The organism is Nocardia sp. NPDC004151, from assembly GCF_042874235.1.
GTDB lineage: Bacteria > Actinomycetota > Actinomycetes > Mycobacteriales > Mycobacteriaceae > Nocardia.
Genome location: NZ_JBIAMR010000011.1, coordinates 90,590 through 117,313, shown reverse-complemented (window position 1 = coordinate 117,313; position 26,724 = coordinate 90,590). Strand labels below are relative to the sequence as shown.

Annotated in this window: 27 protein-coding genes; 9 read left to right on the top strand and 18 right to left on the bottom strand. The window is 69.8% G+C overall.

Annotated elements, in window-relative coordinates:
• Nucleotides 1-147: 147 nt before the first annotated feature.
• Nucleotides 148-1,080 (bottom strand): hypothetical protein, encoded by a 933-nt coding sequence (locus ACFYTS_RS24165; RefSeq protein WP_387307333.1) that lies wholly within the window; start codon nt 1,078-1,080, stop codon nt 148-150.
• A gap of 610 nt (nt 1,081-1,690) precedes the next feature.
• Between ACFYTS_RS24165 and ACFYTS_RS24160 the strand changes: the two genes are divergently transcribed.
• The 4 genes from ACFYTS_RS24160 to ACFYTS_RS24145 all read left to right on the top strand — a co-directional run bounded on the left by ACFYTS_RS24160 (nt 1,691) and on the right by ACFYTS_RS24145 (nt 3,655).
• Complete coding sequence (locus ACFYTS_RS24160) at nt 1,691-1,984, top strand: WhiB family transcriptional regulator (RefSeq protein WP_357088823.1); 294 nt, start codon at nt 1,691-1,693, stop codon at nt 1,982-1,984.
• A 396-nt stretch (nt 1,985-2,380) separates the two neighbouring features.
• Complete coding sequence (locus ACFYTS_RS24155) at nt 2,381-2,956, top strand: sigma-70 family RNA polymerase sigma factor (RefSeq protein ID WP_357089901.1); 576 nt, start codon at nt 2,381-2,383, stop codon at nt 2,954-2,956.
• A gap of 1 nt (nt 2,957) precedes the next feature.
• Complete coding sequence (locus ACFYTS_RS24150) at nt 2,958-3,272, top strand: hypothetical protein (protein WP_387307331.1); 315 nt, start codon at nt 2,958-2,960, stop codon at nt 3,270-3,272.
• Nucleotides 3,273-3,442: 170 nt separating this feature from the next.
• Nucleotides 3,443-3,655 carry a hypothetical protein gene (locus ACFYTS_RS24145; RefSeq protein ID WP_357282256.1) on the top strand — a complete coding sequence of 71 codons (213 nt, stop codon included), beginning with the start codon at nt 3,443-3,445 and terminating at the stop codon, nt 3,653-3,655.
• 70 nt (nt 3,656-3,725) lie between these two features.
• Here the strand turns inward: ACFYTS_RS24145 and groL are convergent, their stop codons facing one another.
• A complete protein-coding gene (gene groL, locus ACFYTS_RS24140; protein ID WP_357282257.1) occupies nt 3,726-5,333 on the bottom strand; it encodes a chaperonin GroEL in 1,608 nt (535 codons plus the stop codon).
• A gap of 140 nt (nt 5,334-5,473) precedes the next feature.
• Nucleotides 5,474-5,776: a co-chaperone GroES gene (groES, locus tag ACFYTS_RS24135; RefSeq protein WP_033086015.1), complete on the bottom strand. Its 303-nt coding sequence runs from the start codon at nt 5,774-5,776 to the stop codon at nt 5,474-5,476.
• A gap of 607 nt (nt 5,777-6,383) precedes the next feature.
• On the opposite strand from groES, the gene ACFYTS_RS24130 reads away from it, so the two are divergent.
• On the top strand, nt 6,384-7,829 hold the full coding sequence (locus ACFYTS_RS24130) for an Hsp70 family protein (protein WP_357282258.1): 1,446 nt from the start codon (nt 6,384-6,386) through the stop codon (nt 7,827-7,829).
• 136 nt (nt 7,830-7,965) lie between these two features.
• Here the strand turns inward: ACFYTS_RS24130 and tsaD are convergent, their stop codons facing one another.
• From tsaD to dapA, 6 genes are all read right to left on the bottom strand, one after another.
• Nucleotides 7,966-8,997 carry a tRNA (adenosine(37)-N6)-threonylcarbamoyltransferase complex transferase subunit TsaD gene (gene tsaD / locus ACFYTS_RS24125; RefSeq protein WP_357282259.1) on the bottom strand — a complete coding sequence of 344 codons (1,032 nt, stop codon included), beginning with the start codon at nt 8,995-8,997 and terminating at the stop codon, nt 7,966-7,968.
• Nucleotides 8,994-9,503, bottom strand: a complete 510-nt coding sequence (gene rimI / locus ACFYTS_RS24120) for a ribosomal protein S18-alanine N-acetyltransferase (RefSeq protein ID WP_357282260.1) — start codon at nt 9,501-9,503, stop codon at nt 8,994-8,996. The genes tsaD and rimI overlap by 4 nt, the downstream gene beginning before the upstream one ends.
• Nucleotides 9,500-10,210, bottom strand: a complete 711-nt coding sequence (tsaB, locus tag ACFYTS_RS24115) for a tRNA (adenosine(37)-N6)-threonylcarbamoyltransferase complex dimerization subunit type 1 TsaB (RefSeq protein ID WP_357088841.1) — start codon at nt 10,208-10,210, stop codon at nt 9,500-9,502. Before tsaB ends, rimI begins: the two co-directional genes overlap by 4 nt.
• Before the next feature lie 71 nt (nt 10,211-10,281).
• Nucleotides 10,282-10,728 (bottom strand): tRNA (adenosine(37)-N6)-threonylcarbamoyltransferase complex ATPase subunit type 1 TsaE, encoded by a 447-nt coding sequence (gene tsaE / locus ACFYTS_RS24110; RefSeq protein WP_357282261.1) that lies wholly within the window; start codon nt 10,726-10,728, stop codon nt 10,282-10,284.
• Nucleotides 10,725-11,861: an alanine racemase gene (alr, locus tag ACFYTS_RS24105; protein ID WP_387307326.1), complete on the bottom strand. Its 1,137-nt coding sequence runs from the start codon at nt 11,859-11,861 to the stop codon at nt 10,725-10,727. The genes tsaE and alr overlap by 4 nt, the downstream gene beginning before the upstream one ends.
• A gap of 73 nt (nt 11,862-11,934) precedes the next feature.
• On the bottom strand, nt 11,935-12,825 hold the full coding sequence (gene dapA, locus ACFYTS_RS24100) for a 4-hydroxy-tetrahydrodipicolinate synthase (RefSeq protein WP_357282263.1): 891 nt from the start codon (nt 12,823-12,825) through the stop codon (nt 11,935-11,937).
• 70 nt (nt 12,826-12,895) lie between these two features.
• Between dapA and ACFYTS_RS24095 the strand changes: the two genes are divergently transcribed.
• Nucleotides 12,896-13,765, top strand: a complete 870-nt coding sequence (locus ACFYTS_RS24095) for a LysR substrate-binding domain-containing protein (protein ID WP_387307323.1) — start codon at nt 12,896-12,898, stop codon at nt 13,763-13,765.
• Between the two features lie 127 nt (nt 13,766-13,892).
• Here the strand turns inward: ACFYTS_RS24095 and ACFYTS_RS24090 are convergent, their stop codons facing one another.
• Nucleotides 13,893-15,509, bottom strand: a complete 1,617-nt coding sequence (locus ACFYTS_RS24090) for an NAD(P)H-hydrate dehydratase (protein ID WP_357282266.1) — start codon at nt 15,507-15,509, stop codon at nt 13,893-13,895.
• 124 nt (nt 15,510-15,633) lie between these two features.
• Between ACFYTS_RS24090 and ACFYTS_RS24085 the strand changes: the two genes are divergently transcribed.
• Nucleotides 15,634-16,053 carry a cupredoxin family copper-binding protein gene (locus tag ACFYTS_RS24085; RefSeq protein WP_387307321.1) on the top strand — a complete coding sequence of 140 codons (420 nt, stop codon included), beginning with the start codon at nt 15,634-15,636 and terminating at the stop codon, nt 16,051-16,053.
• Nucleotides 16,054-16,074: 21 nt separating this feature from the next.
• Here ACFYTS_RS24085 and glmS read toward each other — a convergent pair whose 3' ends face one another.
• Entirely contained in the window at nt 16,075-17,943 is a 1,869-nt protein-coding gene (glmS, locus tag ACFYTS_RS24080) for a glutamine--fructose-6-phosphate transaminase (isomerizing) (RefSeq protein WP_387307319.1), read from the bottom strand.
• Between the two features lie 207 nt (nt 17,944-18,150).
• Between glmS and ACFYTS_RS24075 the strand changes: the two genes are divergently transcribed.
• Nucleotides 18,151-19,014 carry a dienelactone hydrolase family protein gene (locus ACFYTS_RS24075; protein WP_357282271.1) on the top strand — a complete coding sequence of 288 codons (864 nt, stop codon included), beginning with the start codon at nt 18,151-18,153 and terminating at the stop codon, nt 19,012-19,014.
• Nucleotides 19,015-19,032: 18 nt separating this feature from the next.
• On the opposite strand, the gene ACFYTS_RS24070 is transcribed toward ACFYTS_RS24075, so the two are convergent.
• The 4 genes from ACFYTS_RS24070 to ACFYTS_RS24055 form a co-directional block, all read right to left on the bottom strand.
• On the bottom strand, nt 19,033-21,111 hold the full coding sequence (locus ACFYTS_RS24070; protein ID WP_387307317.1) for a hypothetical protein: 2,079 nt from the start codon (nt 21,109-21,111) through the stop codon (nt 19,033-19,035).
• Nucleotides 21,108-21,428, bottom strand: a complete 321-nt coding sequence (locus ACFYTS_RS24065) for a hypothetical protein (RefSeq protein WP_357282274.1) — start codon at nt 21,426-21,428, stop codon at nt 21,108-21,110. Before ACFYTS_RS24065 ends, ACFYTS_RS24070 begins: the two co-directional genes overlap by 4 nt.
• Before the next feature lie 62 nt (nt 21,429-21,490).
• A complete protein-coding gene (locus tag ACFYTS_RS24060; protein ID WP_379105280.1) occupies nt 21,491-21,802 on the bottom strand; it encodes a DUF6802 family protein in 312 nt (103 codons plus the stop codon).
• Between the two features lie 105 nt (nt 21,803-21,907).
• A complete protein-coding gene (locus tag ACFYTS_RS24055; RefSeq protein ID WP_357088867.1) occupies nt 21,908-22,114 on the bottom strand; it encodes a PspC domain-containing protein in 207 nt (68 codons plus the stop codon).
• Between the two features lie 116 nt (nt 22,115-22,230).
• On the opposite strand from ACFYTS_RS24055, the gene ACFYTS_RS24050 reads away from it, so the two are divergent.
• Nucleotides 22,231-23,874 carry an ABC-F family ATP-binding cassette domain-containing protein gene (locus ACFYTS_RS24050; RefSeq protein ID WP_387307314.1) on the top strand — a complete coding sequence of 548 codons (1,644 nt, stop codon included), beginning with the start codon at nt 22,231-22,233 and terminating at the stop codon, nt 23,872-23,874.
• 69 nt (nt 23,875-23,943) lie between these two features.
• On the opposite strand, the gene glmM is transcribed toward ACFYTS_RS24050, so the two are convergent.
• The 3 genes from glmM to rplM form a co-directional block, all read right to left on the bottom strand.
• On the bottom strand, nt 23,944-25,320 hold the full coding sequence (gene glmM, locus ACFYTS_RS24045) for a phosphoglucosamine mutase (RefSeq protein ID WP_387307312.1): 1,377 nt from the start codon (nt 25,318-25,320) through the stop codon (nt 23,944-23,946).
• A 226-nt stretch (nt 25,321-25,546) separates the two neighbouring features.
• On the bottom strand, nt 25,547-26,062 hold the full coding sequence (rpsI, locus tag ACFYTS_RS24040; RefSeq protein WP_357282280.1) for a 30S ribosomal protein S9: 516 nt from the start codon (nt 26,060-26,062) through the stop codon (nt 25,547-25,549).
• Nucleotides 26,059-26,502, bottom strand: coding sequence for a 50S ribosomal protein L13 (gene rplM, locus ACFYTS_RS24035; RefSeq protein ID WP_357088878.1), 444 nt, complete (start codon nt 26,500-26,502; stop codon nt 26,059-26,061). The genes rpsI and rplM overlap by 4 nt, the downstream gene beginning before the upstream one ends.
• Nucleotides 26,503-26,724: the final 222 nt, after the last annotated feature.

The window sequence follows — 26,724 nt, the reverse complement described above, 5'->3', positions numbered from 1 at the left end:
CGGCGGGAAGGCGAGCCGGTGCTTCCGCGGAGGGGCGGAACGGTCCAACAATAGCGGCTGGCGTACCGGCGCCAATCGTTACGGGGTCGTTCTCGGGGCAGTCTCAGGGAAGTGCCGGAGATCACTCGAGGACGGCTCGTGGATGACTCAGGGACGTCCGAGAAGCTCGCTCGCCGAACGCAATCGCCCGCCGCGAGCGGCCAGCAACCGCGCGCACTCCGCCGCCACGGCCGCGCCGTCACCACCGGGTTCGACGCCGGAGCGGAGCATGGCGCAGGCCCAGCGCAACGGGAGCAGCTCATGTTCGGCGCAGGCCCGATCGACTTCGACTGCGAGAGCGCGGGATCGATCGAGGTCGCCGGCGGCGGCGCTGGCGGCGGCCAGCAGTAGCCGGGATTTCACTCGATGCCGCAGCGAGGGCGAGTTTTCCGCGAGCGCGACCGCGGCCTCGGCGTGGGCCAGGGCGGGATCGGCCGGGACCGGCCGATCACCCGCGGCGGGATCGGCGGCAGGGGCGGAGATCAATCCGGAGCCGGGGGCCGACAGCGCCGTCTCGGCACTCACCCAGTGCAGCCGCACACGCGGCCGCCACGCCGCGTCGGCGGTGGCCAGGTGAACGTCGAGATAATTTCGGCAACGATTCAGCAGCCGGGCGGCAAGCGCCGGGCGGAGGGTGCCCAGGGCATCGGCGGCGAGTCCGGTCAACGCATCGCAAACGGCTTCCGCGGATCGGATGTCCGCGAGCGTCGCGGCGGGCGCGGGAGCGGCGGCGAGCGCGGGCAGTGCCAGCGCGGCGGCGCGCCCGTCCACGACAGCGGCGTGGTTGTGCCAGCCGAGCTGGCGCAGCAACGACGCCTCGGTGCTGTGGGTGAGCGACAGCAGGGCGGGGTCGGTGGTGCCGCGCCGGGCGTGGCGGAGTTCGGCGCGCGCGGCGGCGTAGTAACCGATTCCACTCAGCGAGACCGCGCGCAGCCAGGATCCGGCGGCGTCGGGCGCGGCCGGCAACCCGGCGGCAGCGCCCTCGGGCGTGGAACCGAAAGCGGTGTCGGCGAGTACGGAGTTCACTTCGAGCACAGGCACAGCCGCACTGTATCCAGTGGCCGGACAAGTGACGGCAGCCGCCATAGCATAGCTCGCCAGCTATCGGCCAGCATTCACCAGAGCCTTTGTGTTTCCACTCCGTAAATCTGTCCTCGCTATCGACCAGCACGCCCGTAAGGAATTCGTATAGCGTTTCGCGCTATTAACCCGGCGGCCTCGAGGCGGCCATCTCTACCCTACTCAGCGCAGGATGTCCAATGGCTGAGATCACTCTGATCGAGAGCCTTGCATAGCTCACAGCATCGGGATTCGGGTCCAAAAAGCCTGTGCTACCAGCGGTTTTACCCAGTCGGATGGGCTATCACAACCAGGTCACGGCGCTGGGCAACCGATCAGTATCACCGCAGGCACCCCATCTTGTAAATAGCGCGGATGTTAATTCTCTAATGTGCAGGTATTCGGCTCGAGTCGAATGAAGCTATTGACTCGAATTCGTTTCGCGACCTAACGTACGTCATCGCCGTCGTTGGCGTCGTGCTGAATTGCGGCGCCGATGAAGTGCGATCGCCGGGCCACGGCGATGCGGCCACCTGTTTGCCACCAGCACCGCTCGACAATGCCGACGAGCTCGCACCAAGAGGAGTTCACCATGCCGATGCCAACCCACCTCCCCGGGCCGAACGCCGATGTATGGGATTGGCAGATGCGCGGATCCTGCCGCGGTCAGGACTCCGCCGTGTTCTTCCACCCGGACGGCGAGCGCGGCCGGGCACGGGCCCAGCGCGAGCTGCGGGCCAAGGAAATCTGCAAGGCCTGCCCGGTGCTGCTGCAGTGCCGCTCGCACGCGCTGAAGGTCAGTGAGCCCTACGGCATCTGGGGTGGCATGTCGGAGACCGAGCGCGAGTTGCACGCCCGCCGTAATCGCCGCCGTATCGTCGCGTAATCCGGGCGCCCGCAGGCACTCTCGGCAAACGCGCGGGACTCGTGTCCACCAGCGGTGTCCCTGATACGACAGCGGGCCGGGCTCGAGATTCTTCCCATCCTTTCGGGGTGGCGCGCCGAATAGCTAGCAAACACCCGGCACCGCCCGGCGGGGTCGGCAACCTCCGGCGCGTCACGGCGTGTCTTCGATGTCACGATTGCGACGTTTCGGTCAAATCGGAAAATCGCTGTGCCACAGTCGCTTTGCCGAATACCCCCACCCGAGAGGAGGTCATAGCGGCACGCTACCCTCGTGGCCGATGACACAGAACGGAGCGTTGTGACAACGCGGCCGCCTGCCGCAGAGGGCGACTCGTTCCAGAGCTCGAGGGACGGACGAGGGGTGGATGCACCCAGCGTGGACTCTGCGGTGACGGCGCGCGCAGCCGAAAGTCTCGAACTCGCCGCACTTCTCGAGCGTTGCGGGCAGTCCGATCAGCAGGCCTTCGCCGAGCTGTACGACCGCACCAGCGCGCGAGTGTTCGGCCTGGTCCTACGCGTGCTCCACGATCCGGGATACGCGGAGGAGACCACTCAGGAGGTCTATCTCCAGATCTGGCGCACGGCCGCCAATTTCGATCCCAACAAGGGATCGGCTGTCACCTGGTTGATGACGCTGGCCCATCGCCGCGCGGTCGACCGAGTCCGCGCCGAACAGGCCCACGCCCAGCGTGAGGTCGCGTACGGCACCAGTACCCTCGGTAATGAGTTCGACGAGGTCACCGAAGAGGTAGGGCGGCGGCTGGAACAGCAGGCGGTGCTCGCCGGGCTGGCCACCCTGACCGAGACGCAGCGGGAGGCGATCTCGCTCGCGTACTTCGGCGGTCGGACATACGCCGAGGTGGCGGCCTATCTGGGCGTAGGGTTACCTACCGTTAAGTCCCGTATTCGGGACGGACTGACACGACTCAAGAAAAGTTTGGGAGTGACGTGAGATGAACGAAAGCCAGATCGATCTCGCGCACACTGTCGCGCTCGGATCGATCGGCGACGAAGATCAGCGCGCAGTGGCGGACCTTCTGGATACCGACGACCCCGTACTGTGCGCCGCCTTCACCCTGGAAGTGCAGCAGACCCGAGAAGCGCTCGCGCTGGCCGCGTCCGTGCCGGCCATCCCGCCGCCGCCCGCCCTCCGCGACCGCCTCCTCGCCGCGATAGCCACAGACCCGGCCCCGCCGACCACGATTCACCATTCGCACACCGCTCTCGGCAACGGAAACGGCCGTTCGTCCTTCCCTGTGAGAGATTGACCCAGCGCGCGCCCCGGAGCACTCTCCGGGGCAATCTCCCAATTCCGCCCCGCCCTCACCCTTTCAACTGGTAGGGGCCCCGGGTAACACCCGAACCAAATGGGACGATTCGGACACCGTAACTCCGTCCGCGCCATGAGCATTCATGCCGCCCCTCGAACGGATCCGGCATGTACCTGCTCTCCACCCTCACCCGCGTCACACTCCGCGTCCTCGCGGGCATCGCCGCCGTCGCCCTCATCGGCATCGGCTGCTTCGTGGCCGCTCACTCCCCCGCGGCCGCGCCGGACGAGTACCCGGCCGTTCCACTGCCGCCGATCACCGCGCCACTCGATCCGGCGTCGCCGGTTCCGGCCCCCACGGCGATCCCGCCGTCGAAATGACCTGCCCCACAGCCTGAAACGCCGAGGCCCCCGGACGGAATCCGTCCGGGGGCCTCGGTTCACCGATCGATCAGTGGGAGTGGCCGGCGTGGGCGTCGGCCGCTTCCTCGACGGGCTTGTCGACGATGGCGGACTCGGTGGTCAGCACCATGCGGGCCACCGAGGTGGCGTTCTCGACAGCGGAGCGGGTGACCTTGACCGGGTCGATGACACCCTCGGCGACCAGGTCGCCGTAGGTGAGGGTGGCGGCATTGAAGCCGTTCTCGCCCTCGGTCACCTTGGAGACCACGACCGCGCCGTCGACACCGGCGTTGCTGGCGATCCAGAACAGCGGGGCCAGCAGGGCCTGGCGCACGACGTCGACGCCGACGGCCTCGTCACCGGTCAGGGTGTCGCGCAGGGCGTTCAGGGTCGCCGCGGCCTGGACCAGGGCGGTGCCGCCGCCGGGGACGATGCCCTCGGCGACCGCCGCCTTGGCGGAGGAGACGGCGTCCTCGACGCGGTACTTGCGCTCCTTGAGCTCGGTCTCGGTGGCCGCGCCGACCTTGATGACGGCGACGCCGCCGGCCAGCTTGGCCAGACGCTCTTCCAGCTTCTCGCGGTCCCAGTCGGAGTCGGTGTTCTCGATCTCCTTGCGCAGCTGCGCGACCCGGCCGTCGATGTCGGCCTGCGAGCCGGCGCCCTCCACGATGGTGGTCTCGTCCTTGGTGACCACGACGCGGCGGGCCTTGCCCAGCACGTCCAGGCCGGCCTCACGCAGGGTGATGCCCAGGTCCGGGTTGACCACGGTGCCGCCGGTGACGATGCCCAGGTCGTCCAGGAACGCCTTGCGACGGTCACCGAAGAACGGGGCCTTCACCGCGACCACCTTGAGGGTCTTGCGGATCGCGTTCACCACGAGGGTGGACAGCGCCTCGCCGTCGACGTCCTCGGCGATGATGACGACCGGCTTGCCCGACTCGGCGATCTTCTCCAGCAGCGGGAGCAGGTCCGGCAGCGAGCTGATCTTCTCGCGATTGAGCAGGATCCACGCGTCCTCGTAGACCGCCTGCATGGTCTCCGGGTCGGTGACGAAGTACGGGGACAGGTAGCCCTTGTCGAACTGCACGCCCTCGGTGATGGCGACCTCGGTCTGCAGACCCGAGGACTCCTCGATGGTGACGACGCCGTCCTTGCCGACCTTGGTCAGCGCCTCGGCGACCAGCGCGCCGATCTCCTCGTCCCGCGAGGACACGGTGGCGACCTGCGCGATGGCCTTCTCACCGTTCACCGGGGTGGCGGCGGCGTGCAGGGCGGCGGCGACCGCGTCGGCGGCCTTGCTCATGCCCTTGCCCAGGGTCATCGGGTTGGCGCCGGCGGCGATGTTCTTCAGGCCGCCCTTGATGAGCGCCTGCGCCAGCACGGTGGCGGTGGTGGTGCCGTCGCCGGCGACATCGTTGGTCTTGGTGGCGACGCTCTTGACCAGCTGCGCGCCCAGGTTCTCGAAGGGGTCCTCGAGGTCGATGTCGCGGGCGATGGTCACGCCGTCGTTGGTGACGGTCGGGCCACCGAAGGCCTTGGCCAGCACCACGTGCCGGCCGCGCGGGCCGAGCGTGACCTTGACGGCGTCGGCGAGCTTGTCGACGCCGCGCTCCATAGCGCGACGAGCCTTCTCGTCGAACTCGATCTGCTTTGCCATGTACCTACTCCTGTGAAGGTCGGGGGCGAACGCACTCCGCCCCGGGCCGGTTGCTGTATCGACAGCTGCGACTCCGGGGCGGTGTCTCTCGAAAGGGGTTCAGGGGAAGCCCCCTGGGGCCCCGAGAGTTGGTGCGTCGCTTACTTGGTGACGACGGCCAGCAGGTCGCGGGCCGACAGGATCAGGTACTCCGAGCCGTTGTACTTGATCTCGGTGCCGCCGTACTTGCTGTAGATGACGACGTCGCCTTCCTTGACGTCCAGCGGGATGCGCTTCTCGCCGTCCTCGTCCCAGCGGCCGGGGCCGACGGCGATGACGGTGCCCTCCTGGGGCTTCTCCTTCGCCGTGTCGGGGATGACCAGACCGGAGGCGGTGGTGGTTTCGGCCTCGTTGGCCTGGACGAGGATCTTGTCCTCGAGCGGCTTGATGTTCACGCTCGCCACGTTGAGCCCTCCACTTTCAGGGGATTCTTCTCGTCCGGGGCTGTTCCCCGGACGCACGGTTTCGGTCATGTGCGTGACCCTGTGCAATCAGCCCCGTCGTCGCGGGTGCCGGGACCCCTGCTCAGTAGTCATCAGCTGGCACCTGAGCACAAATACCAGTGCCACCTAGCACTCTATACACGGGAGTGCCAGCGCTCAAGGCAAGGGGCTGCCAGTGCGGCCTCCGGACCCGACTCTGACACGACTCGCCGACCCGACGGCCCGGGAATCTGAGGTCTTCCAAAGAAATCCGAAAATCTGTAACGTTCGGATAACGGATTGTGACACCATTGACGGCGGCCACGCGGCGAGACCGAATCGGTCGAGTCACGCGCGCCGTCGACAGTTACACATCTGCTTCACCCCGCTTTCCGTGCGGCAACCCCGCGCACGGGCTCGAGAAGAGAGCAAGACCGCAAGTGATCAGTGGCAGGTCCGGATGCCCCATCGGACGCGAGCCCGCCACGGTCCGTAGCTCGCCGGAATCGTCTGCTACCCGTTGGGCGCGTCCGGAGTCCGTTCGAGATGGTCGTCTCCACCAGGACCATCCGCTCGAAGGGAGGTGAACATGCGAACATCCCTCGGCATCTCCGCCGGGAGCGAAGTGGTGTGCTCGGCGACAGTCGCCACCGCGCCCAACGGCGCCCAGAGCTTCGACTACCGGGTCGTGACGGCCGATACCGCGCACTCCGACCTCGGCGATCTGGTGGCCTCCTCGATCGAGTTGATGACCACCCAGATCCCCCGTGACACCGTGCATCCGGTCGGCGCGGGCGCCCGGAACAACGGGCACCACGAGCCCGACTCCACCCCGCCCGGCGATATCGCGGTCGCCTACCGCGACCGCGAGCAGGCCCAGATCATCCGCTCCGCCATCGGGCGGCAGCGCCACGGCGTGCAACTGATTCCGGAGACCACCGCGGCCCTCGCCTATCTGCGGCACACCGGCCTGCTGGACCGCTGGGACACGGTGGCGGTCATCGACATCGGGGCCAAGGGCACCACGGTCTCGGTCGCCGACCACGCCGACGACACCGTGCTGCGTTCCGAGCGCATCACCACCATCAGCGGCAACGCCATCGACGAACTGATCCTGCAACACCTGCTGGACTGCCACCTGTCGCGTCGCGGCATCCGCCCGAACCGCGGCATCCTGCTCAATCGCAGTCGCGCCGCCAAGGAGCACCTGTCGGTGGTCCCGGCGGTGACCATCGACCATGTCGCCGGGCAGCCGCTCAAGCTGACCCGGGTGGATTTCGAGGAGATCGTCGCCGACCTGCTGCACGATCTGGCGGTGTTCGCGCGCGGCGTGTTCACGCGGGCCCCGAAGTTCCCGGAGGCGGTCGCGGTGATCGGCGGCGGCGCGAACGTGCCGATCATGGTGGTGGGGCTGGAACGCCAGCTCGACATTCCGGTGGTCACAGTGCCGGAGCCGGAGTCCGCGATCGCGAAAGGCGCGGCGCTGGTGGCGGATTCGACCGTGCCGACCGCCTTCCCGGTGATCGGCCTGGGCGCGGACGCGCCGATCGGCACCTTCACCAAGCTGGCGGGCACCCTCGCCGGGGCGATCGTGGTGGTCGGCCTGATCGTCGGGTACGGGGTCAAGGAGTTCGTGATCGAGGAACCGCAGCCCGCGCACTACTCGCCGACCTCGGCGCAGCAGCCACCGACCACGCCGCCCGTGCCGGCGACCACCGTTCCGGCGCAGGGTTCGGTCAACCCGACCGCGAACCAGAGCCCGAGCCACCGCACCACCGTCGCCGTGCCCCCGGCCCAGACCGGTTCGGCGAACAGCACTCCCGCGGTCCCCAGCGTCACCTCGCAGCAGCCGCCGCTGCGACCGGACCCGGATCTACCCCAGATCCCGTTCCCGGCGGATCTGCCGCGCCTGCTGGGCCCGCTGCTGGGCACCACGCTGCCGCCGATCGATCCGGAGCCGCACGTCTCGCCGGCGCCGCGCGCCGACGCCGATGCCGCCTCCCCGCGATTTCAGCGGCCGGCAATGAGCCGTTGACCGTTGAGCACCCGCGCCGGCGGTCGAGTGCCCGACCGATCCCGGAAGTACCCGACGAGTTGCCCAACCGTCACGAAATCAGTTGTCGCGCTGAATTACGCGGAAATCCACGTCTCCGACCACCGCGGTCGGACTCTCACAGGTAGCTGGTGGAGACCGGCAGACCGGGATCGGTGGCCACGGTCAGTTCGGAAGGCTGTGCGCCGCCCGCGATCACGTGCGCGCCCAGGGTGGCGATCATGACGCCGTTGTCGGTGCACAGGCGCGGCTTGGGGACGCGCAAGGTGATTCCCGCGGCCGTGCACCGCTCTTCGGCCATCGACCGGATGCGGGAGTTGGCGGTGGCGCCGCCGCCCAGCACGAGGGTGTCGACGCCGACATCCTGCGCCGCACGCACCGCCTTCATGGTGAGCACGTCCGCGACGGCCTCCTGGAAGGAGGCGGCGATATCGGGGATGGGCAGGTCGCGGCCTTCCCGTTGCGCCGCTTCGACATAGCGGGCGACGGCCGTCTTGAGGCCGGAGAAGGAGAAGTCGTAGCGGGGGTCACGGGGTCCGGTCATGCCGCGGGGGAAGGCGATGGCCTTCGGATCGCCGTCGGTGGCAATGGAATCCAGGACGGGTCCGCCCGGGTAGCCGAGGCCGAGCAGCCGGGCTACCTTGTCGAAGGCCTCGCCCGCGGCGTCGTCGACGGTGCTGCCGAGTTCGGTGATGGGCTGTCCGAGGTCGGTCACCTGCAGCAGGTGGGTGTGCCCGCCGGAGACGAGCAGAGCGACCGCGGGCGGCATCGGCCCGTGCTCGAGGGTGTCGACGGCGACGTGCCCGCCCAGGTGGTTGAGCGCGTAGAACGGGATATCCCACGCCGCCGCATAGGCTTTCGCCGCCGCCACGCCGACCAGCAGGGCACCGGCGAGACCGGGGCCGATGGTGACGGCGAGCGCGTCGGGCTTGCTGATCCCGGCGGTGGCCAGGGCCCGGCGCATGGCGGGCACGATGGCCTCGAGGTGTGCGCGCGAGGCGATCTCGGGCACCACGCCGCCGAAACGGGCGTGCTGGTCGACGCTGGAGGCGACCTCGTCGGCGAGCAGTTCGCAGCTGCCGTCGGGCAGCCGCCGCACGATGCCGACTCCCGTTTCGTCGCAGGAGCTTTCGATACCCATGACGATCATGACGAGACCTCGGCGTCCTTGGTGAATCCGTCCTGCGGGAATCCGGCCATGGCCGGTCGCCGCATGGTGTACGCGTCGGCCCCGCTGGGCTGGTAGTAGTTCTTGCGCAGCCCGATGATGTGGAAGCCGTGCTTCTCGTAGAGCGTGATCGCGGGCGCGTTGTCGGTGCGGACCTCGAGGAAGACGGGTCCGCCGCGGCGTCCGGCCTCCAGCAGCAGCGCCTCGAGCAGCAGGGTGCCGATGCCGCGCCGATGGTGGTCCGGGTCGACGCCGATGGTGTGGACTTCGGCCTCGGGGTGTTCGGCGGTGCCGAGCAACGCGATTCCGGCGTAACCCACCATGTCCCCGCCGGCGTCGCGGGCGGTGATGTAGCGGTTGTGCGGTCCGGCCAGTTCCGACAGGAACGACACCTCGTGCCAGGGATCGTCCTCGGGGAACAGCACCTGCTCGAGCTGTGCGCAGCGGGTGACGTCGGCGGGCCGCATCGGTTCGATGCGGATGGTCATCGGCCCACCTGCGCGTAACTCTTCTCGACGGCGTCCGGGCGGCGCAGGTACAGCGGCACCAGCGGGGCGGGGACGGCGCCGGACAGGATGTCGGCGGCGGCGCAGCGCACCAGCCCGGCCGGGGACGGCGTCTCGACCGGCAGCACGGGCAGGTCGAAATAGTCGACATGCGAGGCGGATCCGGCGATCAGGGTGGCGGCGGCCTGGTCCAGGTCGCCGGGCTTGCTCACCTCGGGGCCCTCGCAGCGTTCGAGGACGAGGCTGCCGGGGACGGCGCGGTAGCGCGCCCAGTACACCTCGCGACGGCGGGCGTCGGTGACGACCAGCAGTTCGACCGGGTCGGAGCTCTCACGCAGATAGCTCTCGGTGTCGGCGGCGATAGCGTCGAGGCTGCACACCCCGTACACGGGGATGCCGAGGGCGTCGCCGAAGGCGGCGGCGGTGGCCATGCCGACCCGCAGTCCGGTGAACGGCCCCGGCCCGATACCCGCCACGACCGCGGCGATATCCGCCCGCGAGCGGCCCGATTCGGCCAGGCAGGTCAGGATCTGGGGGGTCAGCACCTCGTTGTGCGCGCGTGCGTCCACGGTCACCTCGGCGGTGATCGTGGTGATGCGCGGTGCGTTCGACCCGGGTTGCGCCGGTTCCAGTTCCACCAGTCCCGCTGTGACGGCGGGAGTCGCGGTGTCGACAGCCAATATCAGCATGATTGCCTCAACAATACCGGGTGGTACAGCCCACTCGGCGTGGTGTCTGCCTGCGGGAATCTCGCGCCGGATCAGGTGGCGGCGACCCACTCCCATTCCGCGGTGCGGACATCGGACTCGGGTTCGCGGCGCAGCTGGATCCGCAGGTGGCGGTCGGCCAGGTGTTCGGCCACGCCGAGACCCCATTCCACCACCACGACGGCGTGGTCGAGATCCGTGTCGAGGTCGAGGGCGTCGAGTTCGTCGAGGTCGCCGCCGAGCCGGTAGGCGTCCACGTGCACCAGCGCCACCGCGCCCGGGTGCGCGCCGGCGCGGTGCTGGCGGGCGATGATGAAAGTCGGTGAGCTGACCCGTCCTTGGACGCCCAGCCCGGCGGCGATGCCGCGGGTGAGCGCGGTCTTGCCCGCGCCCAGCGGGCCGTCGAGGATGACCAGGTCCCCGGCCTGCAGCTGTTCGGCGATCTCGCGGCCCAGTGCCTCGGTGTCCTCGACGGTGGCGAGCATGCGATGGTCGTTCATCGGTCACCGCCGATGTGGTCGCGCACCACGCGGCCGCGCGGATTGCACACGATCTCGTAGTTGATGGTGCCGAGCGCGTCGGCCCATTCCTGGGCGCGCGGCTGTCCGGGTTCGCCGCCGAACAGCACCGCGGTGTCGCCCGCCTGGACTCCGGCCTCGTTATCGCCGAGGTTCACCACGATCTGATCCATGCACACCCGTCCGATCTGGGTTCGGCGCGCGCCGCCCAGCCACACCGAGAACTTCCCGCCGAGGGTGCGCGGCACGCCGTCGGCGTATCCGGCGGGCAGCAGCGCGACGGTGGTGTCGTGTTCGGCGATCCAGTCGTGGCCGTAGGAGACGCCTTCCCCGGCGGCGACCCGCTTCACCCGCAGCACGCGGGCGCGGAAGGTCATCGCCGGGCGCAGCCCGAAGTCGGACAGTTCCGGAATCGGTGACAGGCCGTAGACGGCGATGCCGGGGCGGACCATGTCGAAGGCGAGGTCCGGGCGGGTCAGCGCGGCAGCGGAATTCGCGATGTGCACGAGTTCGGGTTCGAGGCCATGTTCCTTGGCGGTGGCGATGAACTCGAGGAAGCGTTCCCGCTGCCGGTCGTTGACCGGGTGCTCGGGCTGGTCGGCGAGCGCCAGGTGCGAGAAGATCGCGCGCAGCCGGGCGGTCCCGTCGTCGACCAGCCGGCGCAGCAGCTCCAGGACCTCCGGGTATTCGGTGGCGGGAATCCCGTTGCGGTTGAGTCCGGTATCCACTTTCAGGCTGACGGTCGCGGTGCGCCCCAGCTGCCGGGCGGCCGCGGCCACCGCCTCCAGCTGCGCGAGCGCCGACACCCCGATCTCGATATCGGCGGCGATGGCGCTGCCGTAGTCGGCGTCGGAGGTGTTGAGCCAGCACAGGATCGGCGCGGTGATCCCGGCGGTCCGCAAGGCCACCGCCTCGGCGACCGTGGTGGTGCCCAGTTCCCGCGCCCCCGCCGCCAGCGCCGCCCGCGCCACCTCGACCGCACCGTGGTTGTACCCGTCGGCCTTCACCACGACCATGACCGCGGCGTCACCGGCGTGCTCGGCCAGAATGCGCACGTTGTGGGCGATGGCGTCCAGGTCGACGAGGGTTTCCACCTGTGGGTCGGGCTGCTTCACACCACCGATCCTGCCATCCGGGCAGGGGCGATTCGCGTCACACCCGAGTGGGGGCGGCCGCCGCGGGGCCGAATCAGATCGCCGCGGCGAGTGCCGCGGGCACGGCGGCCAGGGCTCCGGCGAGGGCTTCGGGGCTCGCCGGCAGCAGCGGCAGCCGCACGTTCGGGGTGGGGATGCGCCCCTGGGCGGCCAGAACCGCTTTCACCACAATGGGATTGGGTTCGCTGAACAGCGCGTCGGCCAGCGGGGCCAGCCGGTTGCCGAGGGCGCGGCCGGTGTCGAGCGCGCCGGTGCGCCAGGCCGCGACCAGGTCGGCGTAGGCCGCAGGTGCGACATTGGCGCACGCGAGAATCGCTCCGGTCGCGCCGAGCGCCAGCAGCGGGGCGGCGAACAGGTCGTCGCCCGCCAGCACCGAGACGTGCTCGGGGACGCGCGCCAGGAAGGCCACCGTGGTCTCGTCGATGCCGCCCGCCGTGTACTTGAAGCCCGCCACGTTCGGCAGTTCGGCCAGTCGGCACAGGGTTTCGGCGCTCAGGGTGCGGGAGGTGCGGTAGGGGATGTGGTAGATCAGCACCGGCACCGGGCTGGCGGCGGCGAGGACCCGGAAGTGTTCCACCACACCGTCTTCCGAGGGCCGGTTGTAGTACGGGACCACGGCGAGGGCGGCGGTGGCGCGCGGGTCGAGCGCGGACAGGGCGCGCGCCGAGTCGTGGGTGGCGTTCGAGCCCGCGCCGACGATCAGAGTGGCGTCGCGGTCGGCGCAGACCCGGGCGCAGACCTCGACGACGCGCCGCTGCTCGTCGCGGGTGAGGGTGGTGGGTTCGCCGGTGGTACCCAGTGCGACGAGGCCCGCCGCGCCGGCGTCGAGGGCTTCGTGGGCGAGCGCCTCCAAGGCGTCCGCGGCCAGTTCGTCGTCGGCGGTGAAGGGTGTGACCAGGGGAACGTAGAGGCCGTTGAATGTCATGGCACCAGCCTGGTCGAGCGGATACGTCAGGTCTATTTCACGTTTCTATCCCCGAGCATAAGATCAACTGATGCTGGATGTCCGTCGCCTGCGTCTGCTCCGCGAACTCGCGCACCGGAAGACCATCGCCGCGGTCGCCGAGGCCCTCACCTACACGCCCTCGGCCGTCTCCCAGCAGCTGACCGCCCTCGAACGCGAAGCCGGGCTCCCGCTCCTGGAACGTACCGGCCGCAGCGTCGTCCTCACCCCCGCCGCGCTGCGTCTGGTCGAGCACACCGAGACCATCCTCGCCGTGCTGGAACAGGCGACCGCCGAACTCGCCTCCGCCCGAACCGAACTCACCGGCACCCTGCGGATCGGCGCCTTCCCCACCGCCGTCCACCACATCCTCTCCCCCGCCCTGATCTCCCTCAGCCGAGACCATCCCCTGCTGGAACTCCTGGTCACCGAACTGGATCCGGCCGCCGCCCCCGCCGCCCTGCGCGCCGAAACCCTCGATGTCGCCTTGCTCCAGGAATACGACTACGTCCCCCTCACCCCCGAACCCGGTCTCGACACCGAACCCCTCTTCGAGGAGACCATCCACCTCGCCGCCCTCAGCCCCGGCCCACTCGCCGTCCACTCCGATTCCCCCTGGATCGCAGGCACCCCCGGCACCCTCTGCTACGAAATGACCGTCCGCGCCTGCCTGGCCGCGGGCTTCACCCCGCGCATCCGCCACCACGCCGACGACTTCGGCACCGTCCTCAACCTGGTCGCCGCCGCCCAGGGCGTAGCCCTGGTCCCCGACCTCGGCACCCATTCCGCCCCCGCCGCCGTCACTCTCACTCCGCTCCCCACCCGCCGCCGCACCCGCCTCGCCTACCGCCGCGGCACCGGCGACCACCCCGTCATCGCCGCCGCCCGCACCGCCCTGCACACCGCCGCCACTACCGGTTGAGGCAGTCCTCGCGCCCGAACATCGCGACTCCGGCAGCGAACATGATGATCCGGAACCACGCGCCCGCCAACAGTCACCCGTCGCCCGCCGAACCGCCGATGTCCGGAGAACCCTCCCCGGCGGGCCGTCAGATCGCGAGTTCCCGCAGCGTGCCGATGGCCTCGCGGACGTGGGAGAGCAAGGGGGAAGCGGAGATCGGGGCGCCCGCGGTGGTGGCGGAGTGGGCGGCGAGATTGGCGGCCAGAGCGTGGGCTCGGGCGGCGGAGGCGGCGGCGACGGCGGGGTGCAGGCCGCGGGCCAGGAGGGCGCCGATGATGCCGGACAGGACATCGCCGGAACCGGCGGTGGCGGCCCAGCTGCCTCCTGCCTCGCTGACCAGCACGGGGTGGCCGGGGCTGGCCACCAGGGTGGCTCGACCCTTCAAAAGGACTGTGACATGCCAGGATTCGGCGAGTTTGCGCACGGCGGCCACTCGGTCGGGTCCCGGTTCGGAGCCGGTGAGGCGGGCGAATTCACCAGCGTGCGGGGTGAGTACCGTCGGGGCGGTACGGCCGGTGATCAGATCGGGATCCGCGGCGAGCAGGGTGAGGCCGTCGGCGTCCACCACCACGGGGAGGTCGGTGGCGAGGATCTCGGCCAAACGGTCGCGGGCGGCGGAATCGGTGCCCCCACCTGGGCCGACCACCCAGGATTGCACCCGCCCGGTGGCGGAAATTGATTCCGCGGCAATCACTTCCGGAAAGTGGGCGAGCACCTGTTCGGCGCCGGCGCCCGCGTAGCGCACCATGCCCGACGTGGCCGCGATCGCCCCGCCGGCGCACAGGACGGCCGCGCCCGGAAAGGTGGCGCTGCCCGCGCACACGCCGGTGACGCCCTGGGTGTACTTGTCGTCGGCGGGCCCCGGCACCGGCCAGACCGCTCCAACCGTCCGTGGCTCCAGCGCGATCATGTTCGCGTCCGGCAGCCTTAATCCGATGGGCACCAGCACGATTCGCCCACAGTACGGCGCGGCCAGCGCGTGCACCGGCTTGAGCGCGCCGAAGGCGACAGTGACATCCGCGCGAACCGCCGGACCGTTCACGGACCCGGTGTCGGGATCGACGCCGCTGGGCAGGTCGGCCGCGATGATCGGACACCGCACGCCCGCCACCAGTCCGGCCGCCACCGGACGCAAGGAGCCGCGTCCGGAAATGCCGACGATGCCGTCGACCACCAGGTCCGGCGTGCCGAGCAGGGCGGCCACGCGGCGGGGCGCGGCGGGAACGCCCGGCCGTAATCCGAGCCGCCGCAGCGTGGTCGCGGCGGCATCGGCTTCCGGCCCCCGCCGCCGCACCGCCTCGTCGGCCGCCCCTTCCCCGGCCTCGTCGACCAACCCTTCCCGCAGCTCCCGAACGGTAGCGGGAGCGGCGGCGATGTCCCCGCCCGCGCCGCGCAGCGCCGCCAGCCCGTCCGCGTGGGCGCGCTCGGGGACGAGCAGGATCGCACGGACCGCGACCCCGCGCCGGCGCAGGAAGGAGCCCGCCCACAGGGCGTCGCCGCCATTGTCGCCGGAGCCGACCAGCAGGGTGACGGCACGGCCCGCCACACCGCCGGTGCGTTCGCGCAGTTCGCGCGCCACCACCTGGGCGAGGCCGAACGCGGCTCGTCGCATGGGCATTCCGGCGGGTACGCGGGTGAAGAGTTCGGCTTCGGCGGCGCGTACCTCGTCGGCCGTGTAGTAGTCGAGCACCGCCGGTGCGGTCATGGGTCGCCTCCCGGATCCGGACTGCCTGCCGTTGTGGAGACTACGCCGGTCGCGGCCCGGCGCGGTGCAGGTCAGGGCGATGCCCGCGAATGGTCCGCTATCGGCGGGTACTAGCCTGGCTGACATGCCGATCCGCCAGTCGTCCTCGTGTGCCCTGCTTCTCGTCGCCGTCGTGGCGGCGCTGGCGGCCGCGGGCTGCTCCTCCTCGGACACCTCGAAGCCCGCCGCCACCTCGACGGCCGCGGCTCCGGCGTCCTCGGCGGCGACCTCGACCGGTCCGGCCGCGCCCGCCGCGGTCACCGTGAACGTCGCGGACATGAAGTTCTCCCCGGCCGACATCACCGTCAAGGCCGGGGACACCGTGACCTGGAAGTTCGACGACAAGGCCCCGCACGCGGTGCAGGGCATCGGGGATGTCGCGCTCGGCATCAACAGTCCGATCATCCGCAAGGGCGAGTGGAGCCACACCTTCACCACGCCCGGCACCTACCGCTACCTGTGCCCGCTGCACCCGGACATGAAAGGCACCGTCACCGTCCAGTGATAGCCCCACTGCGGGCGGTCCCTACTCGACGGTCACCGACTTGGCCAGGTTGCGCGGCTTGTCCACGTCGTAGCCGCGCGCCTGCGCCACCTCGGCGGCGAAGATCTGCAGCGGGACGGTGGACAGCAGCGGCTGGTACAGCGTTGGGGCCGACGGGATTTCGATCAAGAAGTCGGCGAACGGCCGCACCGTGTCGTCGCCCTCCTCGGCGATGACGATGGTGCGCGCGCCGCGGGCCTGGATCTCGCGGATATTGCTGAGCAGCTTGGAGTGCAGCACCGCCCGGCCCTTCGGCGAGGGCATGACCACGAACACCGGCAGACCGTCCTCGATGAGCGCGATCGGGCCGTGCTTGAGCTCGCCCGCGGCGAACCCCTCGGCGTGTATGTACGCCAGTTCCTTGAGCTTGAGCGCGCCTTCGAGGGCGACCGGGTAGCCGACGTGGCGGCCCAGGAACAGCACCGTCGGCACGTGCGCGAACTGGCGGGCGATCCCACGCACCTTCTCGGCCGATTCCAGCACCTGCGCAACGAGTTTCGGCATGGACTCCAGTTCAGCGAACTCGCGCGCCACCTCGTCCGGGTACTTGGTGCCGCGCGCCTGCGCCAGCGCCAGACCGACCAGGTAGTTGGCGGTGATCTGGGCCAGGAACGCCTTGGTCGACGCCACCCCGATCTCCGGGCCGGTGCGGGTGTACAGGACCGCGTCGGCCTCGCGGGGGATCTGCGCGCCGTTGGTGTTGCAGATGGCCAGGACCCGCGCCTTCTGATCCTTGGCGTGGCGCACCGCCTCCAGCGTGTCGGCGGTCTCGCCGGACTGGGAGATGGCGACCACCAGCGTGGAACGGTCCAGAACCGGGTCGCGGTAACGGAATTCGCTGGCCAGCTCCACCTCGACGGGCAGCCGCGTCCAGTGCTCGATGGCGTACTTGGCGAGCAGGCCCGCGTGATACGAACTGCCGCAGGCGACTACGAACACCTTGTCGATCTCACGCAGCTCCTGGTCGTGCAGCCGCTGCTCGTCGAGCACGATGCGGCCGTTCGCGAAGTGGCCGATGAGGGTGTCGGCGACGCCGGTCGGCTGCTCCTCGATCTCCTTGAGCATGAAGTAGTCGTGGCCGCCCTTCTCGGCGGCGGCCAGATCCCAGTCGATGGTGAACGGGCGGGTTCGCGCCTCGTCGGCCGTGCCCGCGAAGTCGGTGACCCGGTAGCTGTCGGCGGTGATGACCACGGCCTGGTCCTGGCCGAGTTCGACTGCCTCCCGGGTGTGTTCGATGAACGCGGTGACGTCGGAGGCGATGAACATCTCGCCCTGCCCGACCCCGACCACCAGCGGGGTGGAGCGACGGGCGGCGACGATGGTGCCGGGGTGGTCGGCATGGGTGAAGACCAGGGTGAACGCGCCCTCCAGGCGGCGCACCACGCTCAGCGCGGAGGCGACGAAATCACCGGCGGTGTCCCCGGCCGCGTAGGCCTGCGACACCAGGTGCACCGCCACCTCGGTATCGGTGTCGCTGCCCAGCTCGACGCCCGCCTCCTCCAGTTCGCGGCGCAGCGGGGCGAAGTTCTCGATGATGCCGTTGTGCACCACCGCGACCCGGCCGGTGCGGTCGCGGTGCGGGTGGGCATTGCGGTCGGTGGGCGCGCCGTGCGTGGCCCAGCGGGTGTGGCCCATGCCGGTCGATCCGGCGTAGCGTTCCGGACCCCGCTCGACCAGTTCGGCCTCCAGGTTGGCGAGACGTCCCGCCTTGCGTTCGACCGCCAAGCCGCCCGACCCGTCCAGAATCGCGACTCCGGCCGAGTCGTAACCCCGATACTCCATGCGGCGCAACGCATCGACCACCACGCCGAGCGCGTCCCGGTACCCCACATACCCCACGATTCCGCACATGGCTCACCAGCCTAGCTGTGTTTTTGGCCTCCGCTACGCTCCGGCTGGTTCGCGGCCCCTGGTCCCGTTTCTTCCCTTCTCCGCTCCTCCGCTTCGCTCCCGCTTCCGCTCCAAACGCGAGGAGGCCGGAGCGCGTCCAGAACCGAGACGGCCGCGAACCTTGTGCGCTGGAGGCATTCGGCCGCCGGACCGACTAAGTTCATCTCCGTGTCGGTGTCTGTGAAATCGCTCCTGAGCACTCTGACCCTGCGTGGCCCGCACGAGGTGCTGCGCGGGAATCTCGGCATCGCCGGGCTGCCCGGGGTGGTGTACACACCCGGCAAGGGGCTGAACCTGCCCGCGGTGGCCTTCGGGCACGGCTGGCTGACCGGGGTCGGCAACTACCGCCGCCTGCTGGAACACCTCGCTTCCTGGGGTTATGTCGCGGCCGCGCCGGACACCGAACGCGGACCCATCCCCTCGCATCTGAACCTGGCCACCGACCTGCTCACCACCCTCGACATCTGCGCCGGGGTACGGCTGGGCACCGGCAATATCAGCGTCCGCCCCGACCGCCTGGCCCTGGCGGGTCACGGCATGGGCGCGGGCGCGGCCGTCATCGCCGCCTCCCAGCGCGAGGTGGCCGCCGTCGCCGCCCTCTTCCCGTCCCCCACCGCACCCTCCGCCGAGGCCCTGGCCACCAAGGTCGACGCCCCCGCCCTCATCCTGGCCGGCGCCGCCGACATCGACTCGGTCAGCTCCGACGCCCTCCCCCTGGCCTCCGCCTGGGGCGAAGGCGCGATCCTCCGCTCCCTCGACAAGGCCACCCACAACGGCATGGTCGAAGGCCGCCGCGCCCTCGCCGCCCTCGGTGCGGGCAAGCACGAGCCCAAGACCGAACGCCTCACCCGCGCCCTCCTGGTCGGCTACCTCAACTACACCCTCCTCGGCGACAAGAAGTACAAGCCCTTCGCCGACCCCGAAGCCCTCATCCCCCACACCCAGGTCGTCGACCCCGACGCCGTCGAGGACGAGCCGGAGCAGCCCCAGAAGCTCCCCGTCCTCCAACTCATCCAGGCCCTCCGCAAGTAACCCGACTCCCGGCGACGGTCAAGGGATCTCCACACCTGCCTCCGGAATCTCCAGCGGCACATCGGGACTCCCGAGCCCCACGCCAGGATCGGCGGGTGACACAGACACCGACGGGTCATCAGGCTGCGCCCCTCCGTCCCGTGGCAACTCGCCGCCGCCCAGCGGTGCGGTCGGCCCCGGGGTTTCGGGCACCGCCGGACAGACGGTGGACCCACCCTGCCCGACGCCGCCCAACCCATCGCACCCGGACAGGTCGCCGCCGTTCGGGAACTTTCCGGCGTCCAGCTCAGGAGTTCCGGCGCACGTGGGCGGTTCGTGCCCGCCGGAAGGCGCTGCCGGAGTGGGCGATTCAGCTGATGGCGGAGCCGTGCAGGGGACCTGAACCGGAGTGAACCCGGTCGGGACCTCCGGGGCGCACGGTGAACCTGGCGGCGTGGCAGCCTCGACCGAGGGCGAATTACCCGGTGGGCGCGGGTCTGGCGCGGCAGTCGCCGGCTCGCGGTTATCGGCAGCGGGGATGGACGAGTGTCCGACTGCGTTGTCCGGAGCGAGCGCGGGTTTGCCGGACTCGTCGATTGTCAGGCTCCAGACCTGCGTCCGGCCGGATTCGTCGGCCACCGAGATGGACATGTCACCCGTTGGTTCGCGGTCGACTACGAAATGCCGTCCAGCGAGGTCGAATTCGAGATGGCCGGACGGAAGGTTCGATGTCCCTGGGCCGCGCGGTGGTTCGGCAGGCCGGTCCGCACCTGTTGGCTTATCCGCGTCGGCGTGCGCATTCGGGTCGGCCGGCTTGTCAGGGTAGGCAGACTTCTCCTGTCCTGCAGGCGTGTCTACGTCGCCCGGGGTATCGGATGCGGGGTCGGACAGGGAGCCGAGCTGTTCGAGGACGGTGGATAAGCCCTGCCGCAAACCGGTTTCGAGCTTGCCGATGAGGCCCTCCAGCGCCTGCGCGAGCATTTCAGTCTGGGACTGGGCCTGTTTCGGCACGGCGCCGGACCCCGAATCGGACGGGGTGGGCGCACCGGGGACCGGCGGCTCCACGGCGGTAACCGATCCGACAGAGGCGGGTTCGGTGGCCTCGGCCGGACGGGTGGGCGCCACCTTCGCACACGCGTGGTCACATGGTTGCCCGGTTGCGGTGCCGGGCCGACCGGATCCCTCCTGCGTAGGTTGGGGCGCGCCCGAATCGCCCGGCCCGCAGCAGTCCCGCGACCGCGCGGACCCGGCGTCGGCCTGTGGGCATTGGCCACGGCCCACCGTCGGCGGCGAGGATTCCGGCTCGGACGGCGCGGGAGCCACGCTGGGCTGCGCCCCAGCAGGATTGGCCTGTTCCTCGGTCGAGTCTGGCTGCGCCCCACCGTGGCTGCCGAGCAGAGCTGCGGAATTCGTCTCCGATTGGGGCAGCAGGTCTTGGGACGGTTGTGGATAAGTGTGGTCGATGACCTGCTCGAAGGCCGTGATGATGGTGCGGTAATGGGATTCGACGGTGTCGGCGGTGGCCGCGCAGGTGGCGGTGAAGGCGGCCAGTTGCCGGTCGACCTCGGGCCGGAATGTGGCTGTGAGCCAAGGGTCCGCTTTCGCGAGGGCGCCGATGGCGTCGGGGGTCCTGCCGTCGATGGTGGTGTGGGCTTCGCCATCGGGGTGGGGCTCGAGGAGGCCGCGGGTTCGTTCCGCTTTGGTGAGGATGGCGGCGCGGATCGGGTCGAGGGCGGCGGCGATCGCGATGGCGGCGGTGCGGATGGTGTCGAGGTCTTCGCGGGCTTGGCGCAGTTGGGAATTCAGGAGGGCGAGGGCCTCGGTGCCGGTTGCGCCCGTCCAGGCCGCCGGAAGCGAGCTCGCTACCGAGTGGTGGGAGGTGAAGCGGGATTCGGCGTCGGCGAGCGCCTTGTCCAGTTCGGTTCGAGCGGTGTCGAATTCGTCGAGATTCAGACCGCGTTGTTCGTCGTAGCGGGCATAGAGCTCGGTCACGTTCACACCGGCCGGTTCACCGAATGCCTTGGTGTACAAGGGCAGGAACTGTTCCCAATAGCGCAGGCCGGGCGCTCCGTGGTCGAGGATCTGCTCGACGGTCTTGCCGGTGGGGTCGAAGGTCATCGGCCGACCTGGTGGAGAGCGGTGGCGCGGTCGTGGTCCAGGCGGGCGTATTCGGAGGCGGCGCGGTCGAAGACGTCGGCGGTGGCGGCGGCCGCGGCAGCCCAATGCCGGAGGCAGCCTGCCGCGCGCTCGAATCCGCGATGGATGGCGGCGCCCTGGGCGGAGTAGTCGCGTCCCGCCACGTCATTGCCGAGACCGAAGGCGTGGTCGCCGATCGCGTGGGCGTGCTGCCCCAATGCCTCGGCGTTGTCCCGCAGGGTGGTGGCCGCGGTGTGCAGGGCGGTGACGCGCACGCCGAAGTCGCCGGATTCACCCATCGATCCCCCCTCGAATCCCCACGGGCCATGGCCCGTGGCGTGAAATCCCCCGTCAGCCCCGGCTAGGTGCCGCCGAGGTGTCCGCCGTCCGTGCGCACCCACGCGGTGGTGCCGTCGGAGTTGTGGTGGAATTCCCAGGCGGCGTAGTCACCGCCGCTGTCCACCACGGTCACATGGTCGGCGTAGCCGTCGTGATCCAGATCCGTCCACACCTGCATGGCGTGTGCGGTGCCGGTGGTCACGGTGTCGGCCAGGCCGTCCGCGTCGAGATCCTGTGTGGGGTGCGACAACTCGACCGCACCTAGCCCACCCAGTTCCGAATGCGCGTCCAGTTCTGGCAAATCCAGTCCGGGCAGATCACCCGATGTGACCATGGTGTGCACTCCTCCGCAGTGGCGTGATCACCATCCTGGCACTCGCGATCACCCCTCGCACCACCTTCGACGCCGATTGTGGACAACTCGCGGCCTGGGGATGACTCAGCGCTTGGGGATGATGATCCACAGCGCGATGTAAAGCAGGAACTGCGGTCCGGGCAGCAGGCAGGAGAGGATGAAGAGGAAGCGGACGAGACCGGGGCTCCAGCCGACGTATTCGGCGAGACCGCCGCACACGCCGGCGATCCACTTGTCGTGCTGGGAGCGGGTCAGTCGCTTCGGGGCCGGGGTCGGAAACTCTGTGGTCATGTCTCCACTGTGCCGAGCCGCGGCCGCGCGCACATCGGTCCCTCGCCGGATAGCGACCCTGAACTTTCCGAGGCCCGACGTCAGGGTGCCACCCTGAACACGGCAGAATCGCCCTGGTGAGCACCACTCTGCATGCGCGCGGCCTGGCCGCCGGACACGGCGAGCGTCTGCTGTTCTCCAACCTGGATCTGATCCTCGCCCCCGGCGATGTGATCGGCCTGGTCGGTGTGAACGGGGCGGGCAAATCGACCCTGCTGCGCATGCTCGCCGACGGCGACGCCCACGAGGGCGAGATCGTGCTGAGCCCGCCGGACGCCACCGTCGGCTATCTGGCCCAGGAGCCGGAGCGCATCGAGGGCGAGACGGTGCTGGAGTTCCTGTATCGCCGCACCGGGGTGGCCGCCGCCCAGCAGACCATGGACGCCGCCGCCGAACGCCTCGCCGACGGCGGTGACGACGAGTACTCCCCCGCCCTGGAGCGCTGGCTCGCCCTCGGCGGCGCGGACCTGGAGCAGCGCGCCGAGGAGGTGGCCGCCGATCTGGGCCTCACCGACAGCCTCCCGCACGGTCTGGCCACCCCGATGACCGTGCTCTCCGGCGGTCAGGCTGCCCGCGCCGGTCTGGCCTCGGTCCTGTTGTCCCGCTTCGACATCCTGTTGCTCGACGAGCCCACCAATGACCTCGATCTGGACGGCCTGGCCCGGCTCGAGCAGTTCGTGACCGGGGTCCGCGAGCCGCTCATGGTGATCAGCCACGACCGGGAGTTCCTGGCGCGCACCGTGAATCGCATCGTCGAGCTGGATCTGGCGCAGCAGCAGGTCGGTGTGTACGACGGCGGCTACGACTCGTATCTGGAGGAGCGGGCGATCGCGCGCCGCCACGCCCGCGAGGCCTACGACGAGTTCGCCGACATCAAGGCCGGCCTGGAGGCGCGGGCCACTATGCAGCGCAACTGGATGGAACACGGTGTCCGCAATGCCCGACGCAAGTCGAAGGCGGATTCGGACAAGATGGGCCGCAAGGCTCGCGCGGAGTCCACCGAGAAGCAGGCGTCCAAGGTCAAGCAGACGCTCAAGCGCATCGAACGCCTGGACGTGGTGGAGGAGCCGCGCAAGGAGTGGGAGCTGCGTATGTCCATCGCGGCCGCGCCCCGCAGCGGCGCGGTGGTGGCCACGCTGTCCGGCGCGACGGTGTCCCGCGGCGAGTTCACCCTGGGACCGGTGACGGTGCAGGTGGATTGGGGCGATCGCATCGTGCTGACCGGCGCGAACGGCGCGGGCAAATCCACCCTGCTGTCGCTGCTGCTGGGAAAGATGAAGCCGGACAACGGTTCCGCGTCGATCGGTTCGGGCGTCGCGATCGGCGAAGTCGATCAGGCGCGCGGCCTGTTCCGCGGAACCGCCACCCTCGCGGACACTTTCAGCGCGCAGATCCCCGACTGGAACGAGTCGGATGTCCGCACCCTGCTCGCGAAGTTCGGTCTCCGCGGCCCGCATGTGCTGCGCCCCAACGACACGCTCTCCCCGGGTGAGCGCACCCGCGCCGCGCTGGCGCTGCTGCAGGCCCGCGGGGTGAACCTGCTGGTGCTCGACGAGCCCACCAACCACCTGGACCTGCCCGCCATCGAGCAGCTGGAGCAGGCCGTCGAATCCTTCGAGGGCACAGTCCTCCTGGTGACCCACGACCGCCGCATGCTGGACACGGTCACCGCTACCCGCCGCTGGCACCTGTCCGACGGACACCTCACCGAATCCCACTGACCGCCGAGTGGCACACCCTGGAGGGAAACTCGGACGAATCCCCTCCAGGGTGCGCCGCTCGGCGAAGAGTCAGACGGTCTCGACCAGTTTGGCGAGATGGTCGGCCAAGTGGTGGGCCTGCTCCGGGTCGGTGGCCTCGACCATGACGCGGACCAGTTGTTCGGTTCCGCTGGGGCGCAGCAGGATTCGACCGGTGTCACCCAGCAGCTGCTCGGCCTGGGCGACGGCTTCCAGCACCGCGGGGGCGGTGGCGACGGCGGCCTTGTCCGTGACCGGGACGTTCACCAAGATCTGCGGGACGACCTGCACGATGCCCGCCAATTCGGCCAGGCTGCTGCCGGTCTCGGCCATCCGGGCCATCAGCTTGAGGCCGGTGAGCACGCCGTCGCCGGTGGTGCCGTAGCGCGGGAACACCACGTGCCCGGACTGCTCGCCGCCGAGGGTATAGCCGCCGTTGCGGAGGTCCTCGAGCACGTAGCGGTCACCGACGGCGGTGGTGCGCACCGTGATTCCGGCCTCGCGCATGGCGATGTGCAGGCCGAGGTTGCTCATGACGGTGGCGACCAGCGTGTTCTCCACCAGGTCGCCGGAGTCGCGCATGCCGACGGCGAGCACGGCCATGATGGCGTCGCCGTCCACGACCGCGCCGGTGGCGTCCACGGCCAGGCAGCGGTCGGCGTCGCCGTCGTGGGCGAGGCCGAGGTCGGCGCCGTGCGCGCGCACGGCCGCCTGGACCTGCTCGAGATGCGTGGAGCCGCAGCCGTCGTTGATATTGAGGCCGTCGGGGTCGGCATTGATGGCGATGACGGTCGCGCCCGCCTCGCGGTAGGCGGCCGGTCCGACCTCGGAGGCCGCGCCGTGCGCGCAGTCCACCACGACGGTGAGCCCGCGCAGGTCACGGCCGGTGGCCTGGACCAGGTGCTCGACATAGCGTTCGTGGGTGCCTTCGAGGCTGTACCGGTCGTTCACGTCGAAGACGTGCCCGCCCAGGCCGGGGCGTCCGAGGATGCGGCCGATCGCCGCGCCGGTGGGCCGGGTGAAGCCCCCCTCCGCGATCAGCGCCTCGATCCGGTCCTCGACGACGTCGTCCAGCTTGTGCCCGCCCGCGGCGAAGATCTTGATGCCATTGTCCGGCATGGGGTTGTGCGAGGCGGAGATCATGACGCCCAGGCACGCGTCGTACACGCCGGTCAGGTACGCGACGGCGGGCGTCGGCAGCACGCCGACCGACAGCACGTCCACGCCCGCGGAGGTGAGGCCCGCGGTGACGGCGGCCTCCAGCATCTCGCCACTGGCGCGGGGATCGCGTCCGACGACGGCGACGGCGCGCTTCTTCCCGCGGCTCAGCACCTGCGCCGCCGCGGCCGAAACCTGTAGCGCCAGTTCCGGACTCAGCGACCCGTTGGCGAGCCCGCGCACACCGTCGGTACCGAACAAACGTCCCATTACCTCAACACCCCTGCAGTTCGGTGGATACAGCACGAGAGCAGGCTTCCCGCCCTCTCCGGGACTCTCGCACTCCGCCGTGTTCCGCGGCGGAGTGCGTCCAGGAAAGAGGTGGCAACGGTTGTAAACCGTTGTGGGGAGCCTGCTCTCGCACAGGTTGCCGTGTAGACCGTACCGTGCCCGGTCCCCACGGGGGCCGGGCACGGTAGAGCCTGACGGCGCAATATCAGCGCTTCGAGTACTGAGGCGCCTTACGGGCCTTCTTGAGGCCGTACTTCTTACGCTCGGTGGCACGCGGGTCACGGGTCAGGAAGCCGGCACGCTTGAGGGCGGGACGGTCGTCCGGGGTGACCTCGATGAGGGCACGCGCGATGGCCAGGCGCAGAGCGCCGGCCTGACCCGACGGTCCACCACCGACGAGGCGGGCGTGGATGTCGAAGGTCTCGGTGCGCTCGACGGTGACGAGCGGGGACTTCACCAGCTGCTGGTGCACCTTGTTCGGGAAGTAGTCCTCGATGGTGCGGCCGTTCAGCACGAAGTTGCCGGAACCCGGCACCAGGCGCACGCGGACCACGGCCTCCTTGCGGCGGCCGACGGTCTGCACCGGACGATCGATGATCACCGGAGCGGAGAAGGTCTCGGTGTACTCGGCCTCGGCCTCGTAACCGTCACCCTCCTCGACGACCTCCACGGCGGTGTCCTCGACGACGTAGTCGTCGTTGAATTCCTCAGGAGCGGTCACTGGGCCACCTGCTTGATCTCGAAGGGGATGGGCTGCTGGGCGGCGTGCGGGTGGTTCGGGCCCGCGTAGACCTTCAGCTTGCCGATGATCTTGTTGCCCAGCTTGTTCTTCGGGATCATGCCCTTGACGGCGCGCTCGACCAGACGGTCGGGGCGGGTGTCCAGGATCTGGCCCACGGTACGGCCCTTCAGACCACCCGGGTGACCGGAGTGGGTGTAGAGGACCTTGTCCTGCCGCTTGTTGCCGGAGATGGCGACCTTGTCGGCGTTGATGATGATGACGAAGTCGCCGCCATCAACGTTCGGGGCGTAGGTCGGCTTGTTCTTGCCACGCAGGATGTTCGCAGCCTGCACGGAAAGACGGCCGAGCACTACGTCAGTGGCGTCGATGACGTACCACTTGCGGGTCACGTCACCGCCCTTGGGGCTGTACGTAGGCACAGTGCATCCCTGTCTGTCGTAGGTTTTGCCAGCCAAGTACGCGATCGAGCTGAATCCCGGCGGCCGGTGGAGACCCGGGGCTCGTGTGACAGCCGGAAACCCGGCCGTACCGCACACCAACGAGCAACCATACCAGCGGGGACCGCGGACCCTCGAATCGGTCCCGGGAGCCGTGGCCACCGGTCCGATTCGCCCCGTCACCCGGGGGGATGCACCCGGCCG